Annotated in this window: 17 protein-coding genes; 8 read left to right on the forward strand and 9 right to left on the reverse strand. The window is 73.2% G+C overall.

The window, feature by feature from the left end; genetic code table 11:
• Window positions 1-8: 8 nt before the first annotated feature.
• From AC5L35_RS04565 to AC5L35_RS04580, 4 genes are all read left to right on the forward strand, one after another.
• Entirely contained in the window at window positions 9-1,070 is a 1,062-nt protein-coding gene (locus AC5L35_RS04565) for an AbrB family transcriptional regulator (protein ID WP_495058262.1), read from the forward strand.
• Window positions 1,071-1,136: 66 nt separating this feature from the next.
• Window positions 1,137-1,871 (forward strand): SAM-dependent methyltransferase, encoded by a 735-nt coding sequence (locus AC5L35_RS04570; protein WP_495058263.1) that lies wholly within the window; start codon window positions 1,137-1,139, stop codon window positions 1,869-1,871.
• A 75-nt stretch (window positions 1,872-1,946) separates the two neighbouring features.
• Window positions 1,947-2,330, forward strand: coding sequence for a VOC family protein (locus AC5L35_RS04575; protein WP_495058264.1), 384 nt, complete (start codon window positions 1,947-1,949; stop codon window positions 2,328-2,330).
• Between the two features lie 126 nt (window positions 2,331-2,456).
• Window positions 2,457-2,630 (forward strand): CsbD family protein, encoded by a 174-nt coding sequence (locus AC5L35_RS04580; protein WP_495058265.1) that lies wholly within the window; start codon window positions 2,457-2,459, stop codon window positions 2,628-2,630.
• Window positions 2,631-2,752: 122 nt separating this feature from the next.
• On the opposite strand, the gene AC5L35_RS04585 is transcribed toward AC5L35_RS04580, so the two are convergent.
• Window positions 2,753-3,292: a response regulator gene (locus AC5L35_RS04585; protein ID WP_495058266.1), complete on the reverse strand. Its 540-nt coding sequence runs from the start codon at window positions 3,290-3,292 to the stop codon at window positions 2,753-2,755.
• Window positions 3,289-7,752: a HAMP domain-containing protein gene (locus AC5L35_RS04590; RefSeq protein WP_495058267.1), complete on the reverse strand. Its 4,464-nt coding sequence runs from the start codon at window positions 7,750-7,752 to the stop codon at window positions 3,289-3,291. Before AC5L35_RS04590 ends, AC5L35_RS04585 begins: the two co-directional genes overlap by 4 nt.
• A gap of 296 nt (window positions 7,753-8,048) precedes the next feature.
• Between AC5L35_RS04590 and AC5L35_RS04595 the strand changes: the two genes are divergently transcribed.
• Both AC5L35_RS04595 and AC5L35_RS04600 read left to right on the forward strand, forming a co-directional pair.
• Window positions 8,049-10,148, forward strand: a complete 2,100-nt coding sequence (locus tag AC5L35_RS04595) for a SpoIIE family protein phosphatase (protein ID WP_495058268.1) — start codon at window positions 8,049-8,051, stop codon at window positions 10,146-10,148.
• 209 nt (window positions 10,149-10,357) lie between these two features.
• A complete protein-coding gene (locus AC5L35_RS04600; protein WP_495058269.1) occupies window positions 10,358-11,815 on the forward strand; it encodes an SGNH/GDSL hydrolase family protein in 1,458 nt (485 codons plus the stop codon).
• A 1-nt stretch (window position 11,816) separates the two neighbouring features.
• On the opposite strand, the gene AC5L35_RS04605 is transcribed toward AC5L35_RS04600, so the two are convergent.
• Window positions 11,817-13,580 (reverse strand): S8 family peptidase, encoded by a 1,764-nt coding sequence (locus tag AC5L35_RS04605; RefSeq protein WP_495058270.1) that lies wholly within the window; start codon window positions 13,578-13,580, stop codon window positions 11,817-11,819.
• A gap of 129 nt (window positions 13,581-13,709) precedes the next feature.
• Between AC5L35_RS04605 and AC5L35_RS04610 the strand changes: the two genes are divergently transcribed.
• Window positions 13,710-14,747 carry a DNA polymerase IV gene (locus AC5L35_RS04610; RefSeq protein WP_495058271.1) on the forward strand — a complete coding sequence of 346 codons (1,038 nt, stop codon included), beginning with the start codon at window positions 13,710-13,712 and terminating at the stop codon, window positions 14,745-14,747.
• 12 nt (window positions 14,748-14,759) lie between these two features.
• On the opposite strand, the gene AC5L35_RS04615 is transcribed toward AC5L35_RS04610, so the two are convergent.
• From AC5L35_RS04615 to ald, 4 genes are read right to left on the reverse strand one after another with little or no spacing between them, the layout of a single operon-like run.
• The gene (locus AC5L35_RS04615; RefSeq protein ID WP_495058272.1) at window positions 14,760-15,512 is read right to left on the reverse strand and encodes a cobalt-precorrin-6A reductase; all 753 of its coding nucleotides are present in this window, start codon (window positions 15,510-15,512) and stop codon (window positions 14,760-14,762) included.
• The gene (gene cobF, locus AC5L35_RS04620) at window positions 15,509-16,276 is read right to left on the reverse strand and encodes a precorrin-6A synthase (deacetylating) (protein WP_495058692.1); all 768 of its coding nucleotides are present in this window, start codon (window positions 16,274-16,276) and stop codon (window positions 15,509-15,511) included. Before cobF ends, AC5L35_RS04615 begins: the two co-directional genes overlap by 4 nt.
• Window position 16,277: 1 nt before the next feature.
• On the reverse strand, window positions 16,278-17,336 hold the full coding sequence (locus tag AC5L35_RS04625; protein WP_495058273.1) for a diacylglycerol/lipid kinase family protein: 1,059 nt from the start codon (window positions 17,334-17,336) through the stop codon (window positions 16,278-16,280).
• 37 nt (window positions 17,337-17,373) lie between these two features.
• Window positions 17,374-18,492: an alanine dehydrogenase gene (ald, locus tag AC5L35_RS04630; RefSeq protein ID WP_495058274.1), complete on the reverse strand. Its 1,119-nt coding sequence runs from the start codon at window positions 18,490-18,492 to the stop codon at window positions 17,374-17,376.
• A 97-nt stretch (window positions 18,493-18,589) separates the two neighbouring features.
• On the opposite strand from ald, the gene AC5L35_RS04635 reads away from it, so the two are divergent.
• Window positions 18,590-19,090 (forward strand): Lrp/AsnC family transcriptional regulator, encoded by a 501-nt coding sequence (locus AC5L35_RS04635; protein WP_495058275.1) that lies wholly within the window; start codon window positions 18,590-18,592, stop codon window positions 19,088-19,090.
• Window positions 19,091-19,097: 7 nt separating this feature from the next.
• Here the strand turns inward: AC5L35_RS04635 and AC5L35_RS04640 are convergent, their stop codons facing one another.
• Both AC5L35_RS04640 and AC5L35_RS04645 read right to left on the reverse strand, forming a co-directional pair.
• On the reverse strand, window positions 19,098-20,306 hold the full coding sequence (locus AC5L35_RS04640; protein ID WP_495058276.1) for a cysteine desulfurase-like protein: 1,209 nt from the start codon (window positions 20,304-20,306) through the stop codon (window positions 19,098-19,100).
• A gap of 76 nt (window positions 20,307-20,382) precedes the next feature.
• A complete protein-coding gene (locus tag AC5L35_RS04645) occupies window positions 20,383-22,275 on the reverse strand; it encodes a histidine kinase (protein ID WP_495058277.1) in 1,893 nt (630 codons plus the stop codon).
• Window positions 22,276-22,620: the final 345 nt, after the last annotated feature.

Consider the following 22,620-nt stretch of genomic DNA (forward strand, 5'->3'; position numbering starts at 1 on the left):
CGTGTCCGATGAGATCGCGCGGGTGGGCACGCTGGGCACTGCTGGTTGCGCTCACCGCGGTGGTGACCGCCGGGATGGCGGTGGCGGCCGTGCCGTCCCCCGCCCTGTTCGCCGGGCTGATCGTCGCCACCGGGCTCGCGTTGACCGGCTGGGCACCCGCCCGGGTCTCACGCTCGGCCACCACGCTGGCCCAGGCGGTGATCGGGGTGGTCATCGGCGTGCTCGCACAGCCCTCGACGCTCACCGGGCTCGCCGCCGACTGGTTGCCGGTGCTGCTGGTGAGCGTGGGCACGCTCGCCCTCAGCATGGGGGCCGGTCTGCTCCTCGGGTTGCGTCCCGGAGTCACGCCGCTGACCGGGATGCTCGCGCTCACCGCGGGAGGTGCGTCCGGGCTGGTCGCGATCAGCCGTGATCTCGGCGGTGACGACCGGGTCGTGGCCGTCGTGCAGTACCTGAGGGTCGGCCTGGTCACCGCGTCGATGCCGATCGTGGCGGCGCTGGTGTTCGGGGCGTCCGCCACGGCGGCGGCGGGCCCGGACACCGGTGGTCCGCCGTGGTTCGTCGACGTCGGGTTCCTCGTGCTCTGCGCCGCTGCCGGGCTCGCACTGGCGCACGTCACGCGGGTCCCGGCCGGCGGGCTGCTGGGCCCGATGGCCGTGGCGATCGCCCTGAACCTGGCCGGGTGGTCGTTCGGGGCGACCCCGCCCACGGTGATCGTCGAGGTCGCGTACGCCGTCATCGGGTGGCAGGCGGGTGTGCGGTTCACCCGCGAGAGCCTGCGCATGGTCGTCGGTGTGCTGCCGCTGGCCACCGCCCTGATCGTCGCCGTGATCGTCGCCTGCGCGGGCCTCGGGCTCCTCCTGACGCACCTCACCGGAGCCACCCCGCTGGAGACCTACCTCGCGACCACGCCGGGCGGGGTCTACGCGGTGCTGGCCACGGCGGTGTCCGCCGGCGCGGACGCGACCTTCGTGGTGGCCGTGCAGGTGCTGCGGCTGATCGCCATGCTGCTGGTGGCCCCGGCCCTGGCCCGGCTGGTGGGCCGGCGCGGCGACGCGCCGGACCCGTGACCGCACACACCGCATCCGGATGAAATCGCTGGACGAACACGCCGTACGTGCGGTCGGGTCTGCGCCATGAGCACCGCGGAGATCTTCTGGCAGGCGCACGACGGGCTGCCCCGGCAGGCACCGGGGTCGGCGTCCACCACCCGTCTGCTGCTGCGGCTGGCCTCGCCGGTGCCGCCCCGCCCCCGCGTGGTCGACATCGGCTGCGGCACCGGCCCGTCGAGCCTGCTGCTGGCCGAGGAGACCGGCGCCGAGGTCGTGGCCGTCGACCTCCACGAACCGTTCCTCGACCACCTGCGGGCCGCCGCGGCGGCGGCCGGTCTCGCCGACCGGGTACGTCCTCTCATCGCCCCGATGCAGGACCTGCCGCTGCCGGACGGGTCGGCCGACCTCCTGTGGGCCGAGGGATCGGCCTACGTCATGGGCTTCGACGAGGCTCTGGCCTCGTGGCGGCGGCTGCTCGCGCCCGGCGGCGCACTGGTGCTCACCGAGTGCGTGTGGACCACCGCAGAACCCGCCGCCGGGGCGCGCGCGTTCTGGGACGCGGACTACCCCGGCATGCGCCGCACCGACGCCAACGTCCGAGCCGCGCTGGAGGCGGGCTGGACCGTCGCGGCCACGTACCTGCTGCCCGACTCCGATTGGGCGGCCTACTACGACCCGCTCGCCGCGCGCGTCGAGGCGCTGCGGGCCCAGGGGGTCGACCCGGCGGTCCTGGACGAGGTGGCAGGGCGGGAGATCGACGTCCGGCGCGCGTACGGCGCCGACTACGGCTACACGGCCTACGTCCTGCGCCCCCGCTGACACCCCTCCCCCGGCTCGCCATCCGCCGCTTCACCCCGCCCGAAATGTCGGGGGCGCCCGCTAGCGTCCAGGGACATGACGACCATCACCGGAATCGCCACGCTGAGCGCCATCGCCCTCGACTGCCGCGAGCCACGGGCCCTCGCCGAGTTCTACAGCGCGCTGTCCGGCGCCCCAGTCGAGCGGTCGGACGACGACTGGGTACAGCTCGCCGCCCAGGGCGGGGTCGCCCTGGCCTTCCAGCTGGCCCCCGGGCACGTGCCGCCGCAGTGGCCGGGCGACGAGCTGCCGCAGCAGATCCACCTCGACTTCGACGTGCCCGACCTCGACGCCGCCGAGGCGCAGGTGCTCGCGATCGGTGCCCGCAAGCACGAGCACCAGCCGGGCAAGTACTTCCGGGTCTACCTCGACCCCGCAGGCCACCCGTTCTGCCTCTGCCTCGCCGGCGTCACCGAGTAGGGCTGCCGAGCACACAGGCCGGGTCGCGTCGACGAGCCGGCGTTCCACGAGGTGTGTGGGACCACCGCCCACGGGGTAGGTCTGGGAGGCATCGATGCCACGCGCATCTGACGAACGGAGTTCACCATGGGTACCGACGACAAGATCGACAACAAGGCCGAGGAGCTCAAGGGCAAGGCCAAGGAGAAGGTCGGCAAGGCCACCGACGACCCGGGCCTCGAGACCGAGGGCCACGGCGACCAGGCGAAGGGCAACCTCAAGCAGGCCGGTGAGAAGGTCAAGGACACCTTCAAGAGCTGATCCCTCCCCTGGCAGCCCTCACTGCCGCAGGGCCCGGCCACTCCCTGGGAGTGGCCGGGCCCGCGCCGTCTCCAGGCGCCGTGTGCAGTGCTGCGGGTCGGTCTGCGCGCTCCGGCCGACGGTCAGCGAGCCCGGGCCGACCGCACGGACGCGAGGCGCTCCCGAGCGCGCTCGGCGGCGTTGGGTTCGCTCCCGTCGAGCAGTTCCAGCGCGTCGTCCACGGCGGCCCGCAGCGTGCCGCACTCCGCCGCGCGCTCGGCCAGCTGGCTGTGCATCGTCCACAGGTCCACGAACACGGTGACCTTGGACCGCAGCACCCACGGGTCGAACGGCTTGGTGATGTAGTCGACCGCGCCCGCCTGATAGCCCCGGAACGCCAGGTGCGGGTCGTAGTCCACAGCCGTGAGGAACAGGATCGGGATGTGGCGCGTGCGCTCACGCTGCTTGACGTGGCCGGCCGTCTCGAAGCCGTCCATGCCGGGCATGTGAGCGTCGAGCAGGATCACCGCGTAGTCCTCCACCAGCAGCCGCTTCAGGGCGTCCTCTCCGCTGGTGACCGACACGATCTCGATGGGCAGCCCTTCGAGGATCGCCTGCAACGCCAGCAGGTTGTCGCGCCGGTCGTCCACGGCCAGCACCCTGGCCGCCTGCCTCACACTCATTCCACCGACTCCCCACCTCTGCCCCGCGAGCCTCCGGCGTCCGCGCCGGGCGCCGAGCCCGCTCTCGGCCGCACCCAGGCCGCCATCAGGGACAGCAGCGCGTCGAGATCCACCGGCTTGGTGACGTACTCGGTGGCTCCGGCCGCCAGGCTGGACTCGCGGTCCCCGGGCATGGCCTTGGCGGTGAGGAACACGACGGGCAGCTCGCGTCCCTGCGGCAGGGCACGAATCCGCCGCGTCGTCTCGTTGCCGTCGATGTCGGGCATCATCGCGTCCATCAGGACGACGTCCACCTCCGGGTGCTGGGTGAGCAGCCGGATGCCGTCGGTGCCGTTGTCGGCGTACAGCACCGTGAGCCCGTGCAGCTCCAGCGCACTGGTCAGCGCGAACACGTTGCGCACGTCGTCGTCGATGATGAGGACGGTGACGTCGGCCAGCTCCGGGGTGGACCGGCCGCCCGCCGGTGCGCCCGGGGTGGTGCGCAGGATCGGGTTGGAGGTGGGGGCCGGAGCGGGCCGGTCGAAGGCGGACATGTCCGGGAACCGGCGGGGCAGCATCCGGGCCGCGGCCGCCGTGGCGGGCGGGAGCTCGTCGGGCAGCAGCAGGGTGAATACCGAGCCCTCGTCGACCTCGGAGGTCACCTCGATCTTGCCGCCCAGCATGTGGGCGAGCTCCTTGGAGATCGAGAGCCCGAGCCCGGTGCCGCCGTACTTGCGGCTCGTGGTGCCGTCGGCCTGCTGGAACGCCTCGAAGATCATGTCGAGCTTCCCGCGGGGGATGCCGATTCCCGTGTCGCGGACGGCGAAGGCGATCACCGACCGGGCCGAGTCGAGGGCGGGCACCCCGTGGAGGGTGCCGCCCGGAGCGATGACGATGGACAGCTCGACGTAGCCGGAGTCGGTGAACTTGACGGCGTTGGCGAGCAGGTTGCGCAGGATCTGCTGCAGCCGCTGGGCGTCGCTGATGATCGCGGCCGGCAGGTCGGGATCGGTCCGGACGCGCAGCTCCAGGCCCTTGTCCTCGGCCTGCGGCCGGAACGCCTGCTCGACGTAGCCGCGTACCTCGGCGAGGTCCACCGGTGCCGGGTCGACGTCGACCCGGCCTGCCTCGATCTTCGAGAGGTCGAGGATGTCGTCGATCAGCCGCAGCAGGTCGGAGCCCGCGCTGTGGATCGTGCTCGCGAACTCGATCTGCTTGTCGGTGAGATTGTTGTTCGGGTTGTCGGCGAGCAGGCGGGAGAGCAGCAGCAGCGAGTTGAGCGGGGTGCGCAGCTCGTGGCTCATGTTCGCCAGGAACTCGGACTTGTACTGGCTGGCCAGCGCGAGCTGCTGGGCCTTCTCCTCGACGCCGCGGCGGGCGGCGTCGATCTCCATGTTCTTGATCTCGACGTTGCGGTTCTGCTCGGAGAGCTGCTCGGCCTTCTCCTCGAGCTCGGCGTTGGCCCGCTGGAGCTCCGCCGACTGGTCCTGCATCTCCATCGCCAGGCCCTGGGACTGGGACAGCAGCTCCTCGGTGCGCCGGTTGGCGCGGATGGTGGTGATCGCGACGCCTATCGTGGCGACGAGACGTTCGAGGAACATCAGGTGCAGCGTCGAGAAGGGCGTGACGGATCCCAGCTCGATCACGCCGAGGCACTCCCCCTCGAACTGGACGGGGAGCACGACCACGGCGCGGGGTGCCGCGGTGCCCACGCCGGAGCGGATCGGGAGGTAGTCGGGCGGTACGTCCTCGACGCGGACCACCTGCCGCGTGGCGGCGGCCTGCCCGACGAGGCCCTCGCCGGAGGCGAAGGACATCGGCGGGTCACCCGGTACGGTGGCGTACCCGCCGCTCATCACCCACCGGGCGTCGCCGGCGGGACGCACGGGATCGGCGGCGAGGAAGAACGCTCCGACCTGCGCATTCACCAGCGGCGCGACCTCGTTCATGATCATCCGGCAGACCTCGCCGAGGTCACGCTGGCCCTGCAGCAGGCCGCCGATGCGGGCGAGGTTGGAGTCGAGCCAGTTCTGGGCGGCGTTCTCCTCCGTGGTCTCGCGCAGCGCCACGATCATCTGGTTGATGTTGTCCTTGAGCTCGGCGACCTCCCCGAACGCGGCCACCTTGATCTGCTGGGTCAGGTCGCCGCTGGCCACGGACGTCGACACGGCCGAGATCGCCCGCAGCTGCGTGGTGAGGGTGGAGGCAAGCTGGTTCACGTTCTCGGTGAGGTCGCGCCACGTGCCGGACACGCCACGCACCTGAGCCTGGCCACCGAGCATGCCTTCGCTGCCGACCTCACGCGCCACCCGCGTGACCTCGTCCGCGAACGACGACAGCTGATCCACCATCGTGTTCACCGTCGACTTCAGCTCGAGGATCTCCCCCCGCGCATCCACCGTGATCTTCTGCGACAGATCACCCCGCGCCACCGCCGTGGTCACCTGCGCGATGTTGCGCACCTGCGCAGTCAGGTTGCCCGCCAGCTGGTTCACGTTCTCGGTCAGGTCCCGCCAGGTGCCCGCGACGCCCTTGACCTCGGCCTGACCACCGAGCTTGCCCTCGATGCCGACCTCACGCGCCACCCGCGTGACCTCGTCCGCGAACGACGACAGCTGATCCACCATCGTGTTCACCGTCGACTTCAGCTCGAGGATCTCCCCCCGGGCGTCGACGGTGATCTTCTGCGACAGGTCACCCTGGGCCACGGCCGTGGTGACCTGCGCGATGTTGCGCACCTGTGCGGTGAGGTTGCCCGCGAGCTGGTTCACGTTCTCCGTGAGGTCCCGCCAGGTACCGGCGACCCCCTTGACCTCGGCCTGACCACCGAGCTTGCCCTCGGTACCCACCTCACGCGCCACCCGCGTGACCTCGTCCGCGAACGACGACAGCTGATCCACCATCGTGTTCACCGTCGACTTCAGCTCGAGGATCTCCCCCCGCGCATCCACCGTGATCTTCTGCGACAGATCACCCCGCGCCACCGCCGTCGTGACCTGCGCGATGTTGCGCACCTGGCCGGTCAGGTTCGACGCCATGTAGTTCACGTTGTCGGTGAGGTCGCGCCAGGTGCCGGCGACGTCCTCGACCTCGGCCTGCCCGCCGAGCTTGCCCTCCGTGCCGACCTCACGCGCCACCCGCGTGACCTCATCAGCGAACGACGACAGCTGATCCACCATCGTGTTCACCGTCGACTTCAGCTCGAGGATCTCCCCCCGCGCATCCACCGTGATCTTCTGCGACAGATCACCCCGCGCCACCGCCGTGGTCACCTGCGCGATGTTGCGCACCTGCGCAGTCAGGTTGCCCGCCAGCTGGTTCACGTTCTCCGTGAGGTCCCGCCAGGTACCCGAGACGTTGGGCACCGCGGCCTGGCCACCGAGCTTGCCCTCCGTGCCCACCTCACGCGCCACCCGCGTGACCTCATCGGCGAACGACGACAGCTGATCCACCATCGTGTTCACCGTCGACTTCAGCTCGAGGATCTCCCCCCGCGCATCGACGGTGATCTTCTGCGACAGGTCACCCGTGGCGACGGCGGTGGCGACCTGGGCGATGCCGCGCACCTGCGCGGTGAGGTTGGCGGCCATCAGGTTCACCGCGTCGGTGAGGTTCTTCCAGGTGCCGGCGACGTTGGGCACCGCGGCCTGGCCACCGAGTCGACCGTCGGTGCCCACCTCCCGGGCCACGCGCGTGACCTCGTCGGCGAACAGCCGCAGCGTGGAGGTGAGCGCGTTGATCGTGTCGGCGAGCTCGGCGACCTCCCCGCGGGCGTTCACCGTGATCGTGCGCGACAGGTCGCCCTGGGCGATCGCCGTGGCCGCGGACGAGATCGAGCGCACCTGGTTGGTGAGGTTGCTGGCCATCGTGTTGACCGAGTCGGTGAGCGCCCGCCAGGTGCCGGCGACGCCCCGCACGTCGGCCTGACCGCCGAGGCGGCCGTCGGTGCCCACCTCGCGGGCCACCCGCGTGACCTCGTCGGCGAAGCTCGAGAGCTGGTCGACCATCGTGTTGACGGTGCGGCCGATCCGCCGGAACTCACCGCGCAGCGGCCGGCCCTCGATCTCGAGCGCCATGTGCTGGGAGAGGTCGCCCTCCGCGACGGCCTCGATCACCCGCGCGATCTCCGCGGTGGGCGCCGCGAGGTCGTCGATCAGCGCGTTGACCGCCTGCACCCCGGTGGCCCACGACCCGTCGTAGGACTCCTCGTTGAGCCGGTCGGACATCCGGCCCTCGCGGCCGACCACCCGGCTGATCCGCAACAGGTCCCGGTTGCGCCGCTCCTGCAGCGCGGCCATCTCGTTGAACTCGTCGACGACCTCACCCGCGAGGCCCTGCCGTCGTGGCAACCGCACCTGGAAGCGGCCGAGCCGCACCTCGTGCAGGGCCTCGGCCAGCTCCGCCAGCAGGCCGCTGTCGTCGGCCGCGGCGGACTCCCCGGTCTCCTGGACCTCGGAGCTCTGGGGCCGTGTGGTGGTCATGACCGCCGTCCTCCCAATGCTCGGACCGGCGAACAGGCACCGGCGCGCGCCACGGCACCGGCCGCGGCCGCCGCAGGACCAGACCCTAGTGGATCCTCCCGCGTCGATCCCTCCGCGTCGATCCTCGACGTCGATCTCAACGTCGATCAGCCGCGTCCATGCCTCCAGGCTAAGGGTCGATCCCCCGGGCCAGGAGGGCGCTGAACAACTCCGCCCGCTGCGGGCCGAGTTGTTCAGCGCGCTCCTAGGGGACGGCGGCGCGAGCGCGCACGAGGCCGACAGTGCACACTGCAGCCGTGCCCGTTCAGCTCGAGCGGCGGACAAGGCTGCCGCCGGACGCCCGATCAGCCGGTCGAGCGCGGCGCATGCTCCAGGAAGCCATGCGCGATCTCGACGCTCCCACCGGCGAGAACGGCGACGGGGGCGACCTGGTCGACACGGTCGTGCTGCTGGCCAGTGAGCTGTGCGAGAACGCCGTGCTGCACGCCGGCACCGAGTTCGAGGTGGCCCTCACCGTCACCGACGACGAGGTCACGATCGCCGTCACCGACCGGGGAGCCGGGCCGCTCGAGCTGCACCTCGCCCAACCCCGGCAGCGCTACGGCCGAGCGGCCAGCCACGGCCGGGGGCTCGCCCTCGTCCAGCGCCTCGCCACCACCTGGGGCACCCGCCACGAGTCCGACGGCCGGCACATCATCTGGTTCTCCGTGAGCCGGGGCAGCGCTCCCGTGGCGCCCACCACCCCGGCCGCTCCCCCGGACACCGAACGCGTGTGGAGCACCGCCGAGCAGGCCCGCTGGCTGCTGCACGTGCCTGCCGCGCTGGGCGACCGGCTGGAACCGGTGGAGCTGGTGGCCGAGCTGGTCCGCAGGCTCCGCGAGCTGCTCGACGCCGACTCCGTCGACGTCAAGGTCGACGAGGGTGACGGCACCGGGGCCCGGGAGGTCGCCCGCGACGGTTCCGGATACGGCGGGGGGCACGCCGTCGAGGTCCGCCTGCCGATGACGGCGCCGCTGCGCGGCGTCCTGCGGGTGGTGCACCGACTGACCGCACACCCCGCCGGTGTCGACGCCGACCGCACGCGCGACCTCACCGAGCTGATCGCCGCGCGGATCGCGATGGCCGTCGAGTCCGACTGGCTGCGAGGGGTGGACCAGCGCAGGCGATCGTGGATGACCTACCTGGCCGAGACCAGCGAGCTGCTCGGCCAGTCCCTGGACGTGGACCTGGCCGTCGCGGTGGTCCCGCAGGTCGTCGTGCCCCGCCTCGGCCGGTGGTGCGCCGTGCACCTCGTGGAGCCCTCCGGCAGGCTGCGGCTGGCCGCGCTCACCCATGCCGACGAGACCAAGCTCCCCGAGCTGCGCTCGGTCCTCGACCCGGACGGCACCCCGGGACTGCCCGGCGAGCTGCGGGCCCGGTTCGCCGAGCTGAGCCGCGACGGCTCCGCCCCGGTGCGCTTCGCCGTGCCCACCGACGGCATCGCGCTGCCGCTGCGCGCCAGGGGCCGCACCATCGGCACGCTGCTCGTGGGCCGTCCCGACGGGCGGCCGCACAGCCCCGAGGACATCGTGATGGCGGGCGACATCGCCCGCCGGGCGGCGCTCACGATCCACAACGCGCAGAGCACCGGTGCCCACGTCGCCGTGTCGCAGGCGCTGCAGCAGGCACTGCTCCCCCGGGCGCTGCCGGTGGTGCCCGGCGTCGACTTCGCGGCCGAGTACCTCCCGGCGAGCACGGGCAGCGACGTCGGCGGCGACTTCTACGACGTCCTCACGGTCGACCCGTCCCACTGGCTGGTGTCGATCGGCGACGTCTGTGGCAAGGGCGCCCGCGCGGCGGCCCGCACCGGACTCGTCCGGGACGTCCTGCGGGTGCTCGTGCGGGACGACCGGCCGCTGCCACGGGCCATCGAGATGCTCAACGAGGTGATGATCGAGGCGGGCGACCCCCTGCAGTTCTGCACGCTCGCCGCGGCGATGGTCAGCAGGCGACGGCCGACCGGGGTCGACCCGGCGGGCCGCAGCGCGCACGCCGGCCTCGACGTCGAGCTCGTGCTCGCCGGGCACGTCCAACCGGTGCTGGTGCGGGCGGACGGCACCGCCGAGCTCATCGGGCGGTTCGGCACCGCGGTCGGGCTGCTGCCCAGCGTCCGCCTGACGTGCACCCCGCACCGCCTCGGCCCCGGCGACACGCTGCTGGTCTACACCGACGGCGTCACCGAGCGCCGCCGCGGCCGCGAGCAGTTCGGCGCCGAACGGCTGCTCGAGGTCGCGAAGGGCGTGGCCGGTCGGCCGGCACGGCAGGTCGTCGCGGCCGTCCGGGAGGCCGTGGAAGGTTTCTCCGCCGACCCGCTCGACGACGACGTGGCACTGCTGGCCGTCCGCGCGGCTCTCTGACCGGAGCCGGCAGGCCCGGTCCGCCGGGTATGTTCCGACTTGTTACCGGTGGGTTCCGTCCCGGGCCGTCGTCACGCATCCTGGTGGTCGGAACGCACGCAGTGACGACGAACCGACGGCGACAACACAGACGGCGACGACAACAGACGGTGGCGGGAAGGCGACCGGACGGAGGCGGAGCACTGGACAGCACACCCGGCAGGCGGACCGTGCTCCGGGAGCTCCGTTCGTGGCCGACGCTGCTGCTGGTGCTGTTCTGCCTCGGTGTCGGTCTCCCCATCACGGTCGCGCTCACCCCGGCGCAGGATCTGGTCGTCTTCGGGCAGCACATCTCCGTCGGCGCCCGGCCACCGCAGCTGTCCGTCGCCGGTCCCGCACGGCTCGTCCAGGTCGGGAACACCGAGCTCGACGTGGACCGGCTGCGCGTCTACGGGCCGCTGCGCCCGCAGCTGACCATGGGCCCGGTCCAGCGCAGCGATGCAGCAGCCGCGGTGTTCGACCCTGCAGAGGGACCCAAGGCGCGCGACGACGCCGTCTCGGCGGTCACCACGGGGTTCGCCACCTGGTACGTCCTCGGCGGGCTCGGACTGGTCGCCTTCACGCTCGCGGCCGCCGCGGGCGCGGCGGGCCTGCGGACCCTCGTCGTCCTGCGCCGGCAGGACCGCGAGACCGGAGGCCACGCTCCGCTGCACGAGATCGTGGCCTACTGCGTGCGCGCCGCCCGCCGGATGACCGTGATCGCGGTGGCCGCCTCCGTGGTGGCCTGGGGTGTCTCCGGCGTGCTCGCCTACACCGGGGCAGCGCAGGGGCTGCGTGGGGTCTCCTCCCTCGCCCAGCTCGTGGGCGCCTACCACCTCAGCCCCGACCCGGTCGGGCCCCTGGTCAGCGGGTACGAGGGAGCGGTGGTCGGCGACTCGCGGGCCGTCCGCGTCGGCGGTCCCCCGCTGCCCGGTGGCACCCCCGACGACGTCGCCTGCGAACGCAGCACCGACTCCCTCGCCGCCGAGGTCGGCCACCTGGCGTCGGCGAACGTGCTGAACCTCGCCTGCCCGAGCGCCACCGTCACCACGGGGCTGCGCGGGCCGCAGGAACGTGGTGACCGGCTCGTCCCCGCCCAGATCGGCGTGCTGAAGCAGGTGCGCGACCTGCGCTTCGTCGTGGTGGCCATCGGTCCCAACGACGTCGGCTGGACCGACTTCCTGCGCTACTGCTACGGCGTGCCCGACTGCGGGGACCAGCTCACTCAGGGCGAGTTCGACTACCGGATGGCGGCGTTCGACCGCGTCTACGGCGACCTGCTCGTCGACCTCAACGACCTGCCCGGCCGCCCCCAGGTCATCGTGCTGACGTCCTACGGGGCGTTCCCGCCGGACGCCGACTGCGCCGACACCCGCGCCGTGGGCCACCCCGGCCTCGACGCGGCCAAGATCGAACTGCTGACGAACCGCAACGACCAGCTCAACGCCGTGCTCAGCGCCGGTGCGGAGAAGTACGGCTTCGCGGTGGCCCGCCCCGAGCTCGGGCTGCTGTGCGAGGACGGGACCGACGGCCTGGGTCCGGACCTGCAGGGCATGGCCGACCCCTTCCCGTTCCACCCCACGGGGATCGGGTCGCTCCGGATGGCGTCGTCGGTGGTGCGGCTGATCGAGCCGGCCGCGGTGCGCTGAGCTACTCGCGTGTCGGGTCGTCGGTCACCGCGGCGAGCGCGTCGACGATCCCGCGCCCGTAGTGCCCGTTGGCGTTCGCGTCGCCGGTGCACGGGGCGTCGAACTCCGGGGACCGGCCCTCCCGGGTGTAGGAGACGACCGGCGCGGGGCAGGGCGTGGGGGTGGCCGAACGCAGCAGCACGCGCTCCACCTCGTCGGGGGGCATCGTCAGGTTCCCCGGGTGGCGAGGGTCCGGGGTGCCGAACCGGCTCACCACGAGCGCGGCGACCCCGCTCACCTGCGGTGAGGCCATCGACGTTCCCTGCAGGTAGGCGTAGTAGCCGCAGCCCCCCGGCCCGCACGACCGGAGCACTCCGCCCGCGGTGCCCACGGGGGTGATCGTGCCTGCCGCGTCGACGGCGCCCTTCGCGATCAGCGCGCCGCGCGGGTACGTGGACAGCACCAGGTTCTCGACGCGCTGGAAGCCCGGGGTGCCGAACCCGTCCTGGAGCCAGCCGCCCGGCGCGGCCAGTGCGGTCTGCTCCAGGCCGTAGTTCGAGTAGTCCGCCTTCGCCCCCGACGGCCCGACGGCCGCCACCCCGAGCACGTGCGGACCCTCCACCGGCAGGCTGAGGCAGGTGTTGTTGTCGATCGTGCGCGGGTACGCGCTGGCCGTCGGGTAGTCGGGGCTGGACCGGTCGGCGCGCGGCCTGCCGAGGTCCTCGTGGTTGTTGCCGAGCGACCCCACCAGCGTGACGCCGCCGGCGTGCGCGTACTCCAGCGCCCGGCCGACCGCCTCGACCGTGGTGCGCTGCTCGATCCGGGCCTCGGGCGGGTCGGCCGGGTTGTCGAGGCAGTTGTAGAGCCACGGGTCGACGTAGAACGACATGTTGATCACGTCGAGGCCGGCGTCGGCGCCGTAGGTCAGCGCATCGATCACGGGCTGCAGGAACAGCAGGCCGGCGTCCTGCCCACCGCGGATGTTCACCAGGCGCACCCCCGGCGCGACCCCGGACAGGCCCGCCCCGTTCGCGGCGGCGGCCACGATCCCCGCCACGTGGGTGCCGTGGCCCGAGTCGTCGTGGCCGACCGGGTCGACGCATCCCGTGAACTCGCACGGCCCGTCCAGGTCGGCGCCCGTCGTGTCCTTCGGGACGTCGGTGACGAAGTTGCGCGAGAGCTCCGCGTCGAAGTTCGGGGCGATGTCGGGGTGCGTGGCGTCGATCCCGCTGTCGAGGATGCCGACCTGCACGCGCCGGTCCCCCGGCTCGATCGAACGGGCCGCGGCCGCCTCGATCATCGTGTGGCCCCACAGCTTCCTGTCCAGCGGGTCGAGCCCCGACGGCCCCTGCGCAAGATCTTCCTGGGCTGAACCGGCCTGGGCAGCACCGTCCTGGGCGGGCGCGGGGATCCCGGCGACCTCGGGCGCCACGCCGGGCCCCGCGACGGTCGAACCGACCGGCCGGGCGCGAGCCGCCCCGAACACGGCGTCGGCCTCGGTGACCCGCTCCACGAACCCCACGGCGGGCGCCTGCACCACCAGTGCGCCGACGGCGGCGTTCTCCCTCGTCACCCGCCCACCTGCCGCCCCGACCGCCGCCTCGCCCGCCGCGCGGACGGCGGCGTCACCGGTGGCGGTGAGCAGGACGGTGTACTCGGTCGACCCGGCGTCCCCGGCACTCGCGGGCGCGGCCGCCACCGGAGCGACGGCGGCCACCGGAGCCACCGCGGCCGCCGTGGCGCAGACGAGGAGGACGCCGACGCCCAGCACGCGGAGCTTCTTCACACCGATCTCCTGGAGCCACCGCCCCCGGAGCAGGACGAGTGTCGACGACCCTAGGCCATCCGGACGCTGCGTCCCATCCTCGCCGGTCGGGGGAACGCCGGACGGGGCGCGGCCCGGCACACTGGCCGTGTGGCCTCGTGGGTGCTGCACGTCGATCTCGACCAGTTCATCGCCGCGGTCGAGATCCTGCGCCGCCCCGAGCTCGCCGGGCTGCCCGTGGTGGTCGGGGGTAAGGGCGATCCGACGCAGCGTGCGGTGGTCGCCACGGCCTCGTACGAGGCCCGCGCGCACGGGGTGCGTTCCGGGCTGCCCCTGCGCACCGCGGCGAAGCGCTGCCCGGACGCCGTGTTCCTGCCCGCCGACAACCCCCACTACGAGGAGGTGTCCGAGGAGGTCATGGCGACGCTGCGCGGGTTCCCCGACGTGGTGGTCGAGGTGATGGGCTGGGACGAGGCGTTCGTCGGCGCGCGGGTCGACGAGCCCGAGGCGCTCGCCAGGGGGATCCGGGCGGCGGTGCTGGCCCGGACGCACCTGTCGTGCTCCGTCGGGATCGGCGACAACATGCTGCGCGCCAAGCTCGCCACGGCGTTCGCGAAGCCCGGCGCGGGCGACGGGGTGTTCCGGCTGACGGCATCGAACTGGGGGGAGGTCATGGCACACCGGCCGACCAGCGCACTGTGGGGTATCGGCACCAAGACCGCACGCAAGCTCGCCGACCGCGGCGTCCACACCGTCGCGGAGCTCGCCGCCGCCGACCCGGCCGCCCTCGCCGCCGACCTCGGTCCCACCCTCGGACCCTGGTACGTGCAGCTCGGGCGCGGGATCGGCCGCGCGACGGTGGAGGGAACACCGTGGGTGCGGCGCTCGCTCAGCCACGAGACGACCTTCCAGGAGAACCTCATCGGCTGGGACGACGTCCGCGCCGAGGTGGCCACGTTGGCCCGGCGTGTGGCCGGCGACATCGGCGACGAGGTCCGCCCGGCCGCGCGCGTGGCCGTCAAGGTGCGGTTCGCGCCGTTTTCCACCTACACCCGCAGCGCCACCCTCGAGACGCCCACCCAGGACCCCGAGGTCCTCACGGCCGCCGCGCTCGACGTGCTCGAGAAGTTCACGTCCCGGCGGCCGGTGCGGCTGCTCGGGGTGCGGGCCGAGTTCCCCCGGGAGTGACCGGAGAGGCGATCACCCGGCCGGCGCGCACGGGTCCGTGGCCTCCAGCCAGCCCAGGGCCTCCTCGACGGAGACCACCGCGGGCGCGTCCGGGGCGGGCGGCCGGTCGAGCAGCACGACGGGCACCCCCAGCTCCCGCGCGGCGACCAGCTTGGCCGCGGTCATCTCGCCGCCGCTGTCGCGGGTGACCAGCACGTCGATGCGGTGCTCGCGCAGCAGTTCACGTTCGGAGTCGGCGGTGAACGGCCCCCGGCCGAGCACCACGTGGCACCGGGCAGGCAGGGGCGGCCGCGGCGGGTCGACGCAGCGGAGCAGGAACCAGATCCGGTCGACGGCGGCGAAGGTGGCGAGATCGCCGTGTCCCGTGGTCAGGAAGACCCGCTCCCCGAGAGTGGGCAGCAGCGCGGCGGCAGCCGCCGCGTCGGGGACCCGGTGCCAGCGGTCCCCCGGTCCCGCGGTCCAGCCCGGGCGGCGCAGGACGAGCAGCGGCACGCCGGTTGCGGTGGTGGCCGCCACGGCGTTGGCGGACATCCCGGCGGCGAAGGGATGCGTGGCGTCGACGACCGCGTCGGTCCTGTTGCTCCGCAGCCAGGCCGCCAGCCCGTCGACGCCGCCGAACCCGCCGATCCGGACGTCGCCCGGCGGGAGCTCGGGCACCGCCACCCGCCCGGCCAACGAGGAGGTGACCGTGAACCCGGGGCGCCCGTGCAGGGCGGCGACGAGCCGCCGGGCCTGCCCGGTGCCGCCGAGCACGAGCACCTTCACCGGTCCCGCCGCCGCAGGAGATAGGTGTCCATGATCCAACCCTTGCGCTCGCGCCACTCGGCCCGGATCCGCACGATCTCCGCCTTGACCTGCTGCAGGTCGCCGTGCACGAGCACCTCGTCCGCCGTGCCGACGTAGGCGCCCCAGTAGATGTCGAGGTCGGTGTCGGGAAGCGCGGCGAAGGCGTTGCGCGCATCCAGCATGACGACGACGTCGTCCATGCCGGCGGGCAGCCCCTCGTCCGCGAGCCTGCGCCCCGTGGTGACCGCGAACGGCCTGCCGACCCGGTTGAGGATCACCCGGTGCCGTGCCGCGAGCGCCTGCACGCTGCTGATCCCCGGGATCGACTCCACCGCGAACGCGACGGTGCCCCGCCCGGCGATCCGCTCGAGGATGCGCAGCGTGCCGTCGTAGATCGCGGGGTCGCCCCACACGAGGAAGGCGCCGCAGCCGTCGGCGTCGAGCTCGTCGGTGATCATCCGCTCGTAGATCGACTCGCGGCGGTCCTGCCAGTCGACGACGGCCGCTTCGTACCGGCCCGGTGCCGCGGCCCGGTCGCGTTGCGGGTCGCCTGCCGCCACCACCCGGTGCGGCCGCGTCACGTGCCGCTCCAGGAGCTCGGAACGCAGCCGCGCCAGGTCGTCCTTGTCGTCGCCCTTGTCGATGGTGAAGAAGACGTCGACCCGGTTCATCGCCGCCACCGCCTGCAGCGTGAGGTGCTCGGGATCGCCCGCGCCGATACCGATGACGTAGACCGTGCGCACGTCAGGGCCGCCCACCGGGGTCCGGCGGGTCCGGCGGCAGGACGTCGGCCACGCGCATCACGAGCGCAGCGGGTTGCACCCGGATCTCCAGCCGCGTCGCGTCGCCGATCGGGTCGCCGTCGAGCTGGGACGGCTGCGGGTCCTCGGCCTCGATGACGATCGAGCGCGCCTGCCAGTGCTCCACCCGCGAGCTGCCGTCGCCACGCCTGCTGATCACCCGTCCGGCGACCGCGATCCAGCCGGCGAGGCCCTTCGGGGCGATGTTCACGACGTCGAGCACGCCGTCGTCGACGGTGGCTCGCGGCATGAGCACCAGACCACCGAGCAAGGTGCCGCTGTTGCCCACCAGAACGGTCCGGGTGCGGCGGCGCAGCGGTGGCCCGTCGTCGAGGGTCAGGGTGACGCGGGTGCGGCGGCCCCGCATCGCCCGCAGCCCGGAGATCACATAGGCGAGCGGGCCGACCCGCACCTTCAGCGCCTCCGGGGTGCTCTCCATGATCGCGGCGTCGAACCCGGTGCCCGCCATCACCAGGAAGACGTGCTCCTCGTCGCCGCCGTCGACCCGGACGCGCCCGACGTCGATCTTCCGGTCGTCACCGGTGAGGGCGACGCGGGCGGCCACGGCCACGTTGTCCGGCGTGCCGAGGGCGCGGGCGAGCAGGTTGCCGGTGCCGGCCGGGACCAGGCCCATCGCCACCCCGGTGCCGGCGAGTGCCTCCGCCACCGCCCGCACGGTGCCGTCGCCGCCGCAGGCCAGCACGACATCGGCCCCGCGCTCGACCGCGAGGCGGGCCTGGCCGGTGCCCGGGTCCTCGACGGTGGTCTCCAGCCACAGCGGCGCCGCCCAGCCCAGCCCGGCACAGACCGACTCGATCCGCCTGCGCGTACCGGGCTCGATCCTGATCGGGTTGGCCACCACGGCGGGCAGCGGCCGGTCCTCCGGCTCCGCGGTCAACGAGGCGGGATCGGCGGCCGCGGGGCGGCCCCTGACGAGCACGGCCACCAGCAGGCCCAGCACCGGCAGCGCGGCCAGCACGAGGACCCACCAGTCGCCGGACACGAGCGAACAATAAGCGTCCGGTCGCCGGTCGCCGCCCTCAGGCCGGGACGAGCCCCCGCGGCTCGGCGTAGGGCAGGCCGAGGTCGTGGGCCACCTCGAGGCTGGTGAGGGCCCCGTCGTGGGTGGACAGGCCGGCGGCCAGCGCGGGATCGGCCTCGAGCGCGTCGACCCAGCCGAGGTTCGCCAGCTGCAGCACGTACGGCAGCGTGGCGTTGGTCAGCGCGTAGGTCGAGGTGTGCGGCACGGCGCCGGGCATGTTCGCCACGCAGTAGAACACCGAGTTGTGCACCCGGTAGGTCGGGTCGTCGTGCGTGGTGGGCCGGGAGTCCTCGAAGCAGCCGCCCTGGTCGATGGCGATGTCGACGAGCACGGAGCCCGGCTTCATCCGCCGCACTAGGTCGTTGCTCACCAGCCGCGGTGCCCGGGCGCCCGGCACCAGCACGGCGCCGATCACGAGGTCGGCCGCGAGGCACGCCTTCTCGAGCTCGTGCGCGTTGGAGACGATCGTCCGCACCCGGCCCGCGTAGCGGTCGTCGAGCCTGCGGAGCTTGGTGACGTCGAGGTCGAGCACGGTGACGTCGGCCCCGAGCCCCACGGCCATCGCCACCGCGTTCTGCCCGGAGACACCGGCGCCGATCACCACGACGTCGGCCGGGCGGACCCCGGGGACACCGCCGAGCAGCACGCCACGCCCGCCTGCGGCACGCAGCAGCGCGCTCGCCCCGGCCTGCGGCGCGAGCCGGCCGGCCACCTCGCTCATCGGTGCGAGCAGGGGCAGCGTGCCGTCGGGCAGCCGGACGGTCTCGTACGCGATCGCCGTGGTGCCGGACCGGAGCAGCGCCTCGGTGCACGGCAGGGACGCGGCGAGGTGGAGGTAGGTGAACAGCACCTGCCCGCGCCGCAGCCGGTGGTACTCCTGCTCGATCGGCTCCTTCACCTTCAGCAGCAGGTCGGCGGCGTCCCACACCTCGTCGGCGGTGGGGACGATGCGGGCACCTGCCGCCTCGAAGTCGGCGTCGGTGATCGAGCTGCCGAGTCCGGCACCGCGCTCGACGAGCACGTGATGCCCGGAGCGGGTGAGCTCGTGCGCCCCGGCCGGGGTCAGGGCGACGCGGTACTCGTGGTTCTTGACCTCGCGAGGCACACCGATTCTCATGCTCCGAGAATGAAGATGACGCTGAATACCTGCAATAGTTCGGCAGGAGATTCGATATTCTCTCCATATGCCAATGCCTCCTGCAGGAGCAGCCCCCATGCGACCCGCCCCGCCGCAGGATGTTCGGCCCCTCGACAGCACCGATCTCGCGATCCTCCGCGTCCTCGGCAGCGATGCCCGCGTCTCCAACAAGGAGCTGGCCGAGCGGGTCGGCGTGGCCCAGTCCACCTGCCTGGCCAGGGTGCGCGCGCTGCGGGAGACCGGGGTGATCCGCGGCTACTACGCCGACATCGATCCCCGGGCGCTGGGCCACGACCTCCAGGCGATGATCGCGATCCGCCTGCAGCCCCACGCCCGCGCGGCGATGGGCGACCTGGTGACCGTGCTCAGCAGGCGCCACGAGGTGCTCGACGTCTACTTCGTCGCCGGGGCCAACGACTTCCTCGTGCACGTCGCCACGGCGAGCACCGACGAGCTCCGCCGGTTCGTCGCCGACCACCTCAACCGCGACCCCGCCATCGCCGGCACCGAGACCAGCCTGATCTTCGAGCACACCCGGGCGGCGGGCCGGCGCGGCGTCCTGCCAGAACCGTCGTGATCCCGCCTCAGCCGAGGAAGGCCCGCAGCGCGTCGAGGAGCCGGTCGACGTCGTCGTCGTCGAGGTACGGAGCGAGCCCGATCCGCAGCGCGCCACCGTCACCCAGGCCGAGCCACCGCGACGCCTCGATCGCGTAGAACGAGCTGGCGGGCGCGTTCACCCCGCGGTCGGCGAGGAACTCGTACGCCGCGGCGGGCTCCCGGTCGGCGAAGCCGACGAGCAACGTCGGGGTGCGGTGGGCCGCCCGGGAGTACACCGTGACGCCCGGCAGCGCGGCCAGGCCGGCCTCGATGCGGCCGCGCAGCCGGTCCTCGTGCCCTGAGATCGCGCCCATCGCCGCCACCAGCCGGTCGCGCCTGCTCGCCGCCGCGAGTGTCGAGGGCCCCAGCGAGGCGAGGAAGTCGACGGCGGCGGTGGTGCCGGCGAGCAGTTCGTAGGGCAGGGTGCCGAGCTCGAACCGCTCCGGCACGGCGTCGGAGGAGGGCAGCAGCTTCTGCGGGTGCAGGTCGGCGAGGAGCGCGGGCGCCGCGGCGAGCACGCCGCAGTGCGGCCCGAGGAACTTGTACGGGGAGCAGGCGTAGAAGTCGGCGCCCAGCGCCTCGAGATGAACGGCGGCGTGCGCGGTGAAGTGCACCCCGTCCACGTAGGCGAGGGCGCCTGCCTCGTGGGCGAGATCGGTGATGGCCCGCACCGGCGGGCAGGTCCCGATCAGGTTCGACGCCGCGGTCACGGCCACCAGGCGCGTGCGCGGGGAGAGCACGGTGGCGATGTCCTCTTCCGTCAGCTCACCCGTCGCGGGGTCGAAGGCGGCCCAGCGCACGACGGCACCCACGGCTTCCGCCGCCTTGACCCAGGGGCGGATGTTGGCGTCGTGGTCGAGCCGGGTGACCACGACCTCGTCACCCGGCCGCCAGGTGGTGGCGATGGTGCGGGCCATGTCGAAGGTGAGCTGGGTCATGCTGCGGCCGAACACGATCCCGCCCGGGTCGGCTCCGAGCAGGTCGGCCATCGCGCTGCGCGCCCCGGTCACGATGTCGTCGGCCGTCCGCTCCGCGGCCGTGACCCGGCCCCGGTTGGCCAGCGGGGAGACCATCGCGCTCGCCACTGCGTCGGCGACCACGTCGGGCACCTGGGATCCGCCGGGGCCGTCGAAGTGGGAGTACCCGGCCTTCAGCGCGGGGAAGTGGTCACGGACGGCGCGGACGTCGTAGGGCATGGAGGCACCCTGTCATGGTCATGTGCCGCCGTCAGCCGGCCTGTGATGCAGCCGCCCCCTGATCAGGGCCGCCGCATCACCAGGCGTCCTGCTCCTCGCCCGGTGCGCGGTGGCGGCCCTGGTTCAGCCCGCGCTGGTAGGTGCTGAGGCGGTCGCGCACGCGGTCGGGAACCCGCTCGCCGACGGGGTTGGGTTCCTGCGCGCGCGGCGGCGGCACGAGCTGGCCACCGGGGCGCCGCCGGGGCAGCCCGCTCGACGTGGTGGTGGCCGCCGGCTCCGGTTGGGCGGCGCGGGCCGCGGCCTCCCGCCACTCGGTGTCGTTGGGCGACTCCCAGTCGATCGGAGCGGCACCGTCGGCCGCGCTGCCTGCCTCGCCGTCGGTGTCGGGGTCGCGGAACCACGCCGAGGCGATGGCCTCGAAGATCGGGGTGGCGTAGCGGTCGTCGATCGGTTCGAGCGGCAGGTCCAGCAGCGGCCCGAACAGCTCGTCCACCTGGGAGGACGCCGACGGTGAGTACGAGGGCGCCGGCGGGTCGCCGAACAGCGAGCTCTCCGCCTGCCCCGCACCGTTGGTGCCGGACCCGTTGGTCGGCGGCGCCGAACCGTTGACGGGCGACTCGGAGGCGCTGCCCCCGTAGAACGCGTCGTACTGGAACCCGTTGCCCGACGAGAACGGGTCGTGCTCGCGGCGCGGCAGCCCACTGCCGAGCGAGAACGGGTCGTCGTCCCGCGCCCCGCCACCTCCCGGCGCGAACGGGTCGTGGTCCCGGCGCGGCAGCCCGGAGCCGAGCGAGAACGGGTCGTCGTCACGACGGGGTGGCTTGTTCTCCAGCGAGAACGGGTCGTCGTCACGACGGGGTGGCGTGCTCTCCGACGAGAACGGGTCGTCGTCACGACGGAGGGAGCCGTTCCCGGTCGAGAACACGTCGTCCTCCCCGCGTACCGAGCCGTTGTCCGACGAGAACGGGTCCCGGTCGCGGAACGGGTCGCTGTCGCGCAGCGGATCCCTGTCGCGCAGCGGATCCCTGTCGCGCAGCGGACCGTCGTCGTCGCGCAGTGGGTCGTTCAGCAGCGGGAACAGGCCCTTGCCGCTCCTCGTGGGCAGGAGCGGATCGCCCTCCGGACGCAGGGGGTCGTCGTTCAGCCGCAGGGGATCGTTCACCAGCGGGAACGACCCGGTGCCGTTCCTGGTGGGCAGCAGCGGATCGGCTGCCGCCGGGCGCGGCTCGTCGAGGGTGACGGCGGACGGCGGGCAGTGCACGCTGGCCACCGGCCCGGAGCCGGCGTGCGGAGCGCCGGCCAGCGGGCGGCTCAGGGTGATGCCGTACCGCGAACGGTCGGCGATCTGCTCGGCGACCACGGCCACCCGGCGACCGTCGGAGCCGTTCGCGTCGTCGAAGCCGGAGAGGTCACGGCGCGTGCCCCCCTCGACGGCCACGTCGACGACGATCCCTCTGGCCTCCACCCGGCTCGCGACGTCGAGACGCGCTCCCGGGTAGACGGCGGTGGCGTCGTCGACGAGCTCCGCCAGAACGTGCAGGAACTCCGCAGCCGCCCCGGCCGCGACGGTGGCCGACGGCGCGGGCCGGACCTCGACGCGGGCCGGCTCCTCGGCTGCCACGGCGGCGTCGTCCAGGAGGTCGGCCAGCCGCCGGGACACAGTGCCGTGCGCCCCCGGCTCCTGGCCGGCCAGCACGAGGATGCTCTCGGTGTCGCGGCGCATCCGGCGGCCGGACTCGAGCAGCTCGGGGAACCCGGGAGGCTCGGGGTAGGGCTGTTCCACCCGCAGGCGCTCCAGCAGCCACAGATGCCGGTCGAGGCGAGCCTGCAGGCGGCGGGCCACACCGACTGCGGCGTCGTCGCCCGTCGGGCGGCGCGGAGAGTCGTCCCACCTGTCGGCCCATGCTCCAGACCCCTGGCGTCCGACGTTCACCGAGTCGCCCTCGGAAGCGAACATCCTGTCGCCCACCAATCGGTCCTCTCGAACGGGTTGATGCGCCGCTCCCTCCCAGGAAGCCGCGAGTGGGTCTGTCACGGCGAGGCGACGCGGAGTGGCTTTCACTGGCGTGGCACGTTACATCTCGCTGCTCCACACGGCGGCACGGTCATGGAAAGTGCGCTCAGGACACGGCTGCATGCGGCGGGCGGCCCGGGACGTTTCGCCCTTCCCGGAACGTCCTGCACGGTAGCCCAGTGCGGCCGAACGGACGACGGCGCGGGGACGAGCGGTGGGGTTCCTGCGATCAGGTGGATCACGGCGGCGGCCGATGAGTTTCGGGGGTGCCGTGGGTCTCCTGTGCGTGCGTCGCGAGGG

The organism is Pseudonocardia sp. OZ21, from assembly GCF_059359135.1.

Coding starts and splice junctions, on each gene's coding strand:
- AC5L35_RS04635 (WP_495058275.1), top strand. CDS start 18,590: ATGCGACCCGCCCCGCCGCAGGATGTTCGGCCCCTCGACAGCACCGAT.
- AC5L35_RS04585 (WP_495058266.1), bottom strand. CDS start 3,292: ATGAGTGTGAGGCAGGCGGCCAGGGTGCTGGCCGTGGACGACCGGCGC.
- AC5L35_RS04580 (WP_495058265.1), top strand. CDS start 2,457: ATGGGTACCGACGACAAGATCGACAACAAGGCCGAGGAGCTCAAGGGC.
- AC5L35_RS04570 (WP_495058263.1), top strand. CDS start 1,137: ATGAGCACCGCGGAGATCTTCTGGCAGGCGCACGACGGGCTGCCCCGG.
- AC5L35_RS04640 (WP_495058276.1), bottom strand. CDS start 20,306: ATGCCCTACGACGTCCGCGCCGTCCGTGACCACTTCCCCGCGCTGAAG.
- AC5L35_RS04575 (WP_495058264.1), top strand. CDS start 1,947: ATGACGACCATCACCGGAATCGCCACGCTGAGCGCCATCGCCCTCGAC.
- ald (WP_495058274.1), bottom strand. CDS start 18,492: ATGAGAATCGGTGTGCCTCGCGAGGTCAAGAACCACGAGTACCGCGTC.
- AC5L35_RS04565 (WP_495058262.1), top strand. CDS start 9: ATGAGATCGCGCGGGTGGGCACGCTGGGCACTGCTGGTTGCGCTCACC.
- AC5L35_RS04590 (WP_495058267.1), bottom strand. CDS start 7,752: ATGACCACCACACGGCCCCAGAGCTCCGAGGTCCAGGAGACCGGGGAG.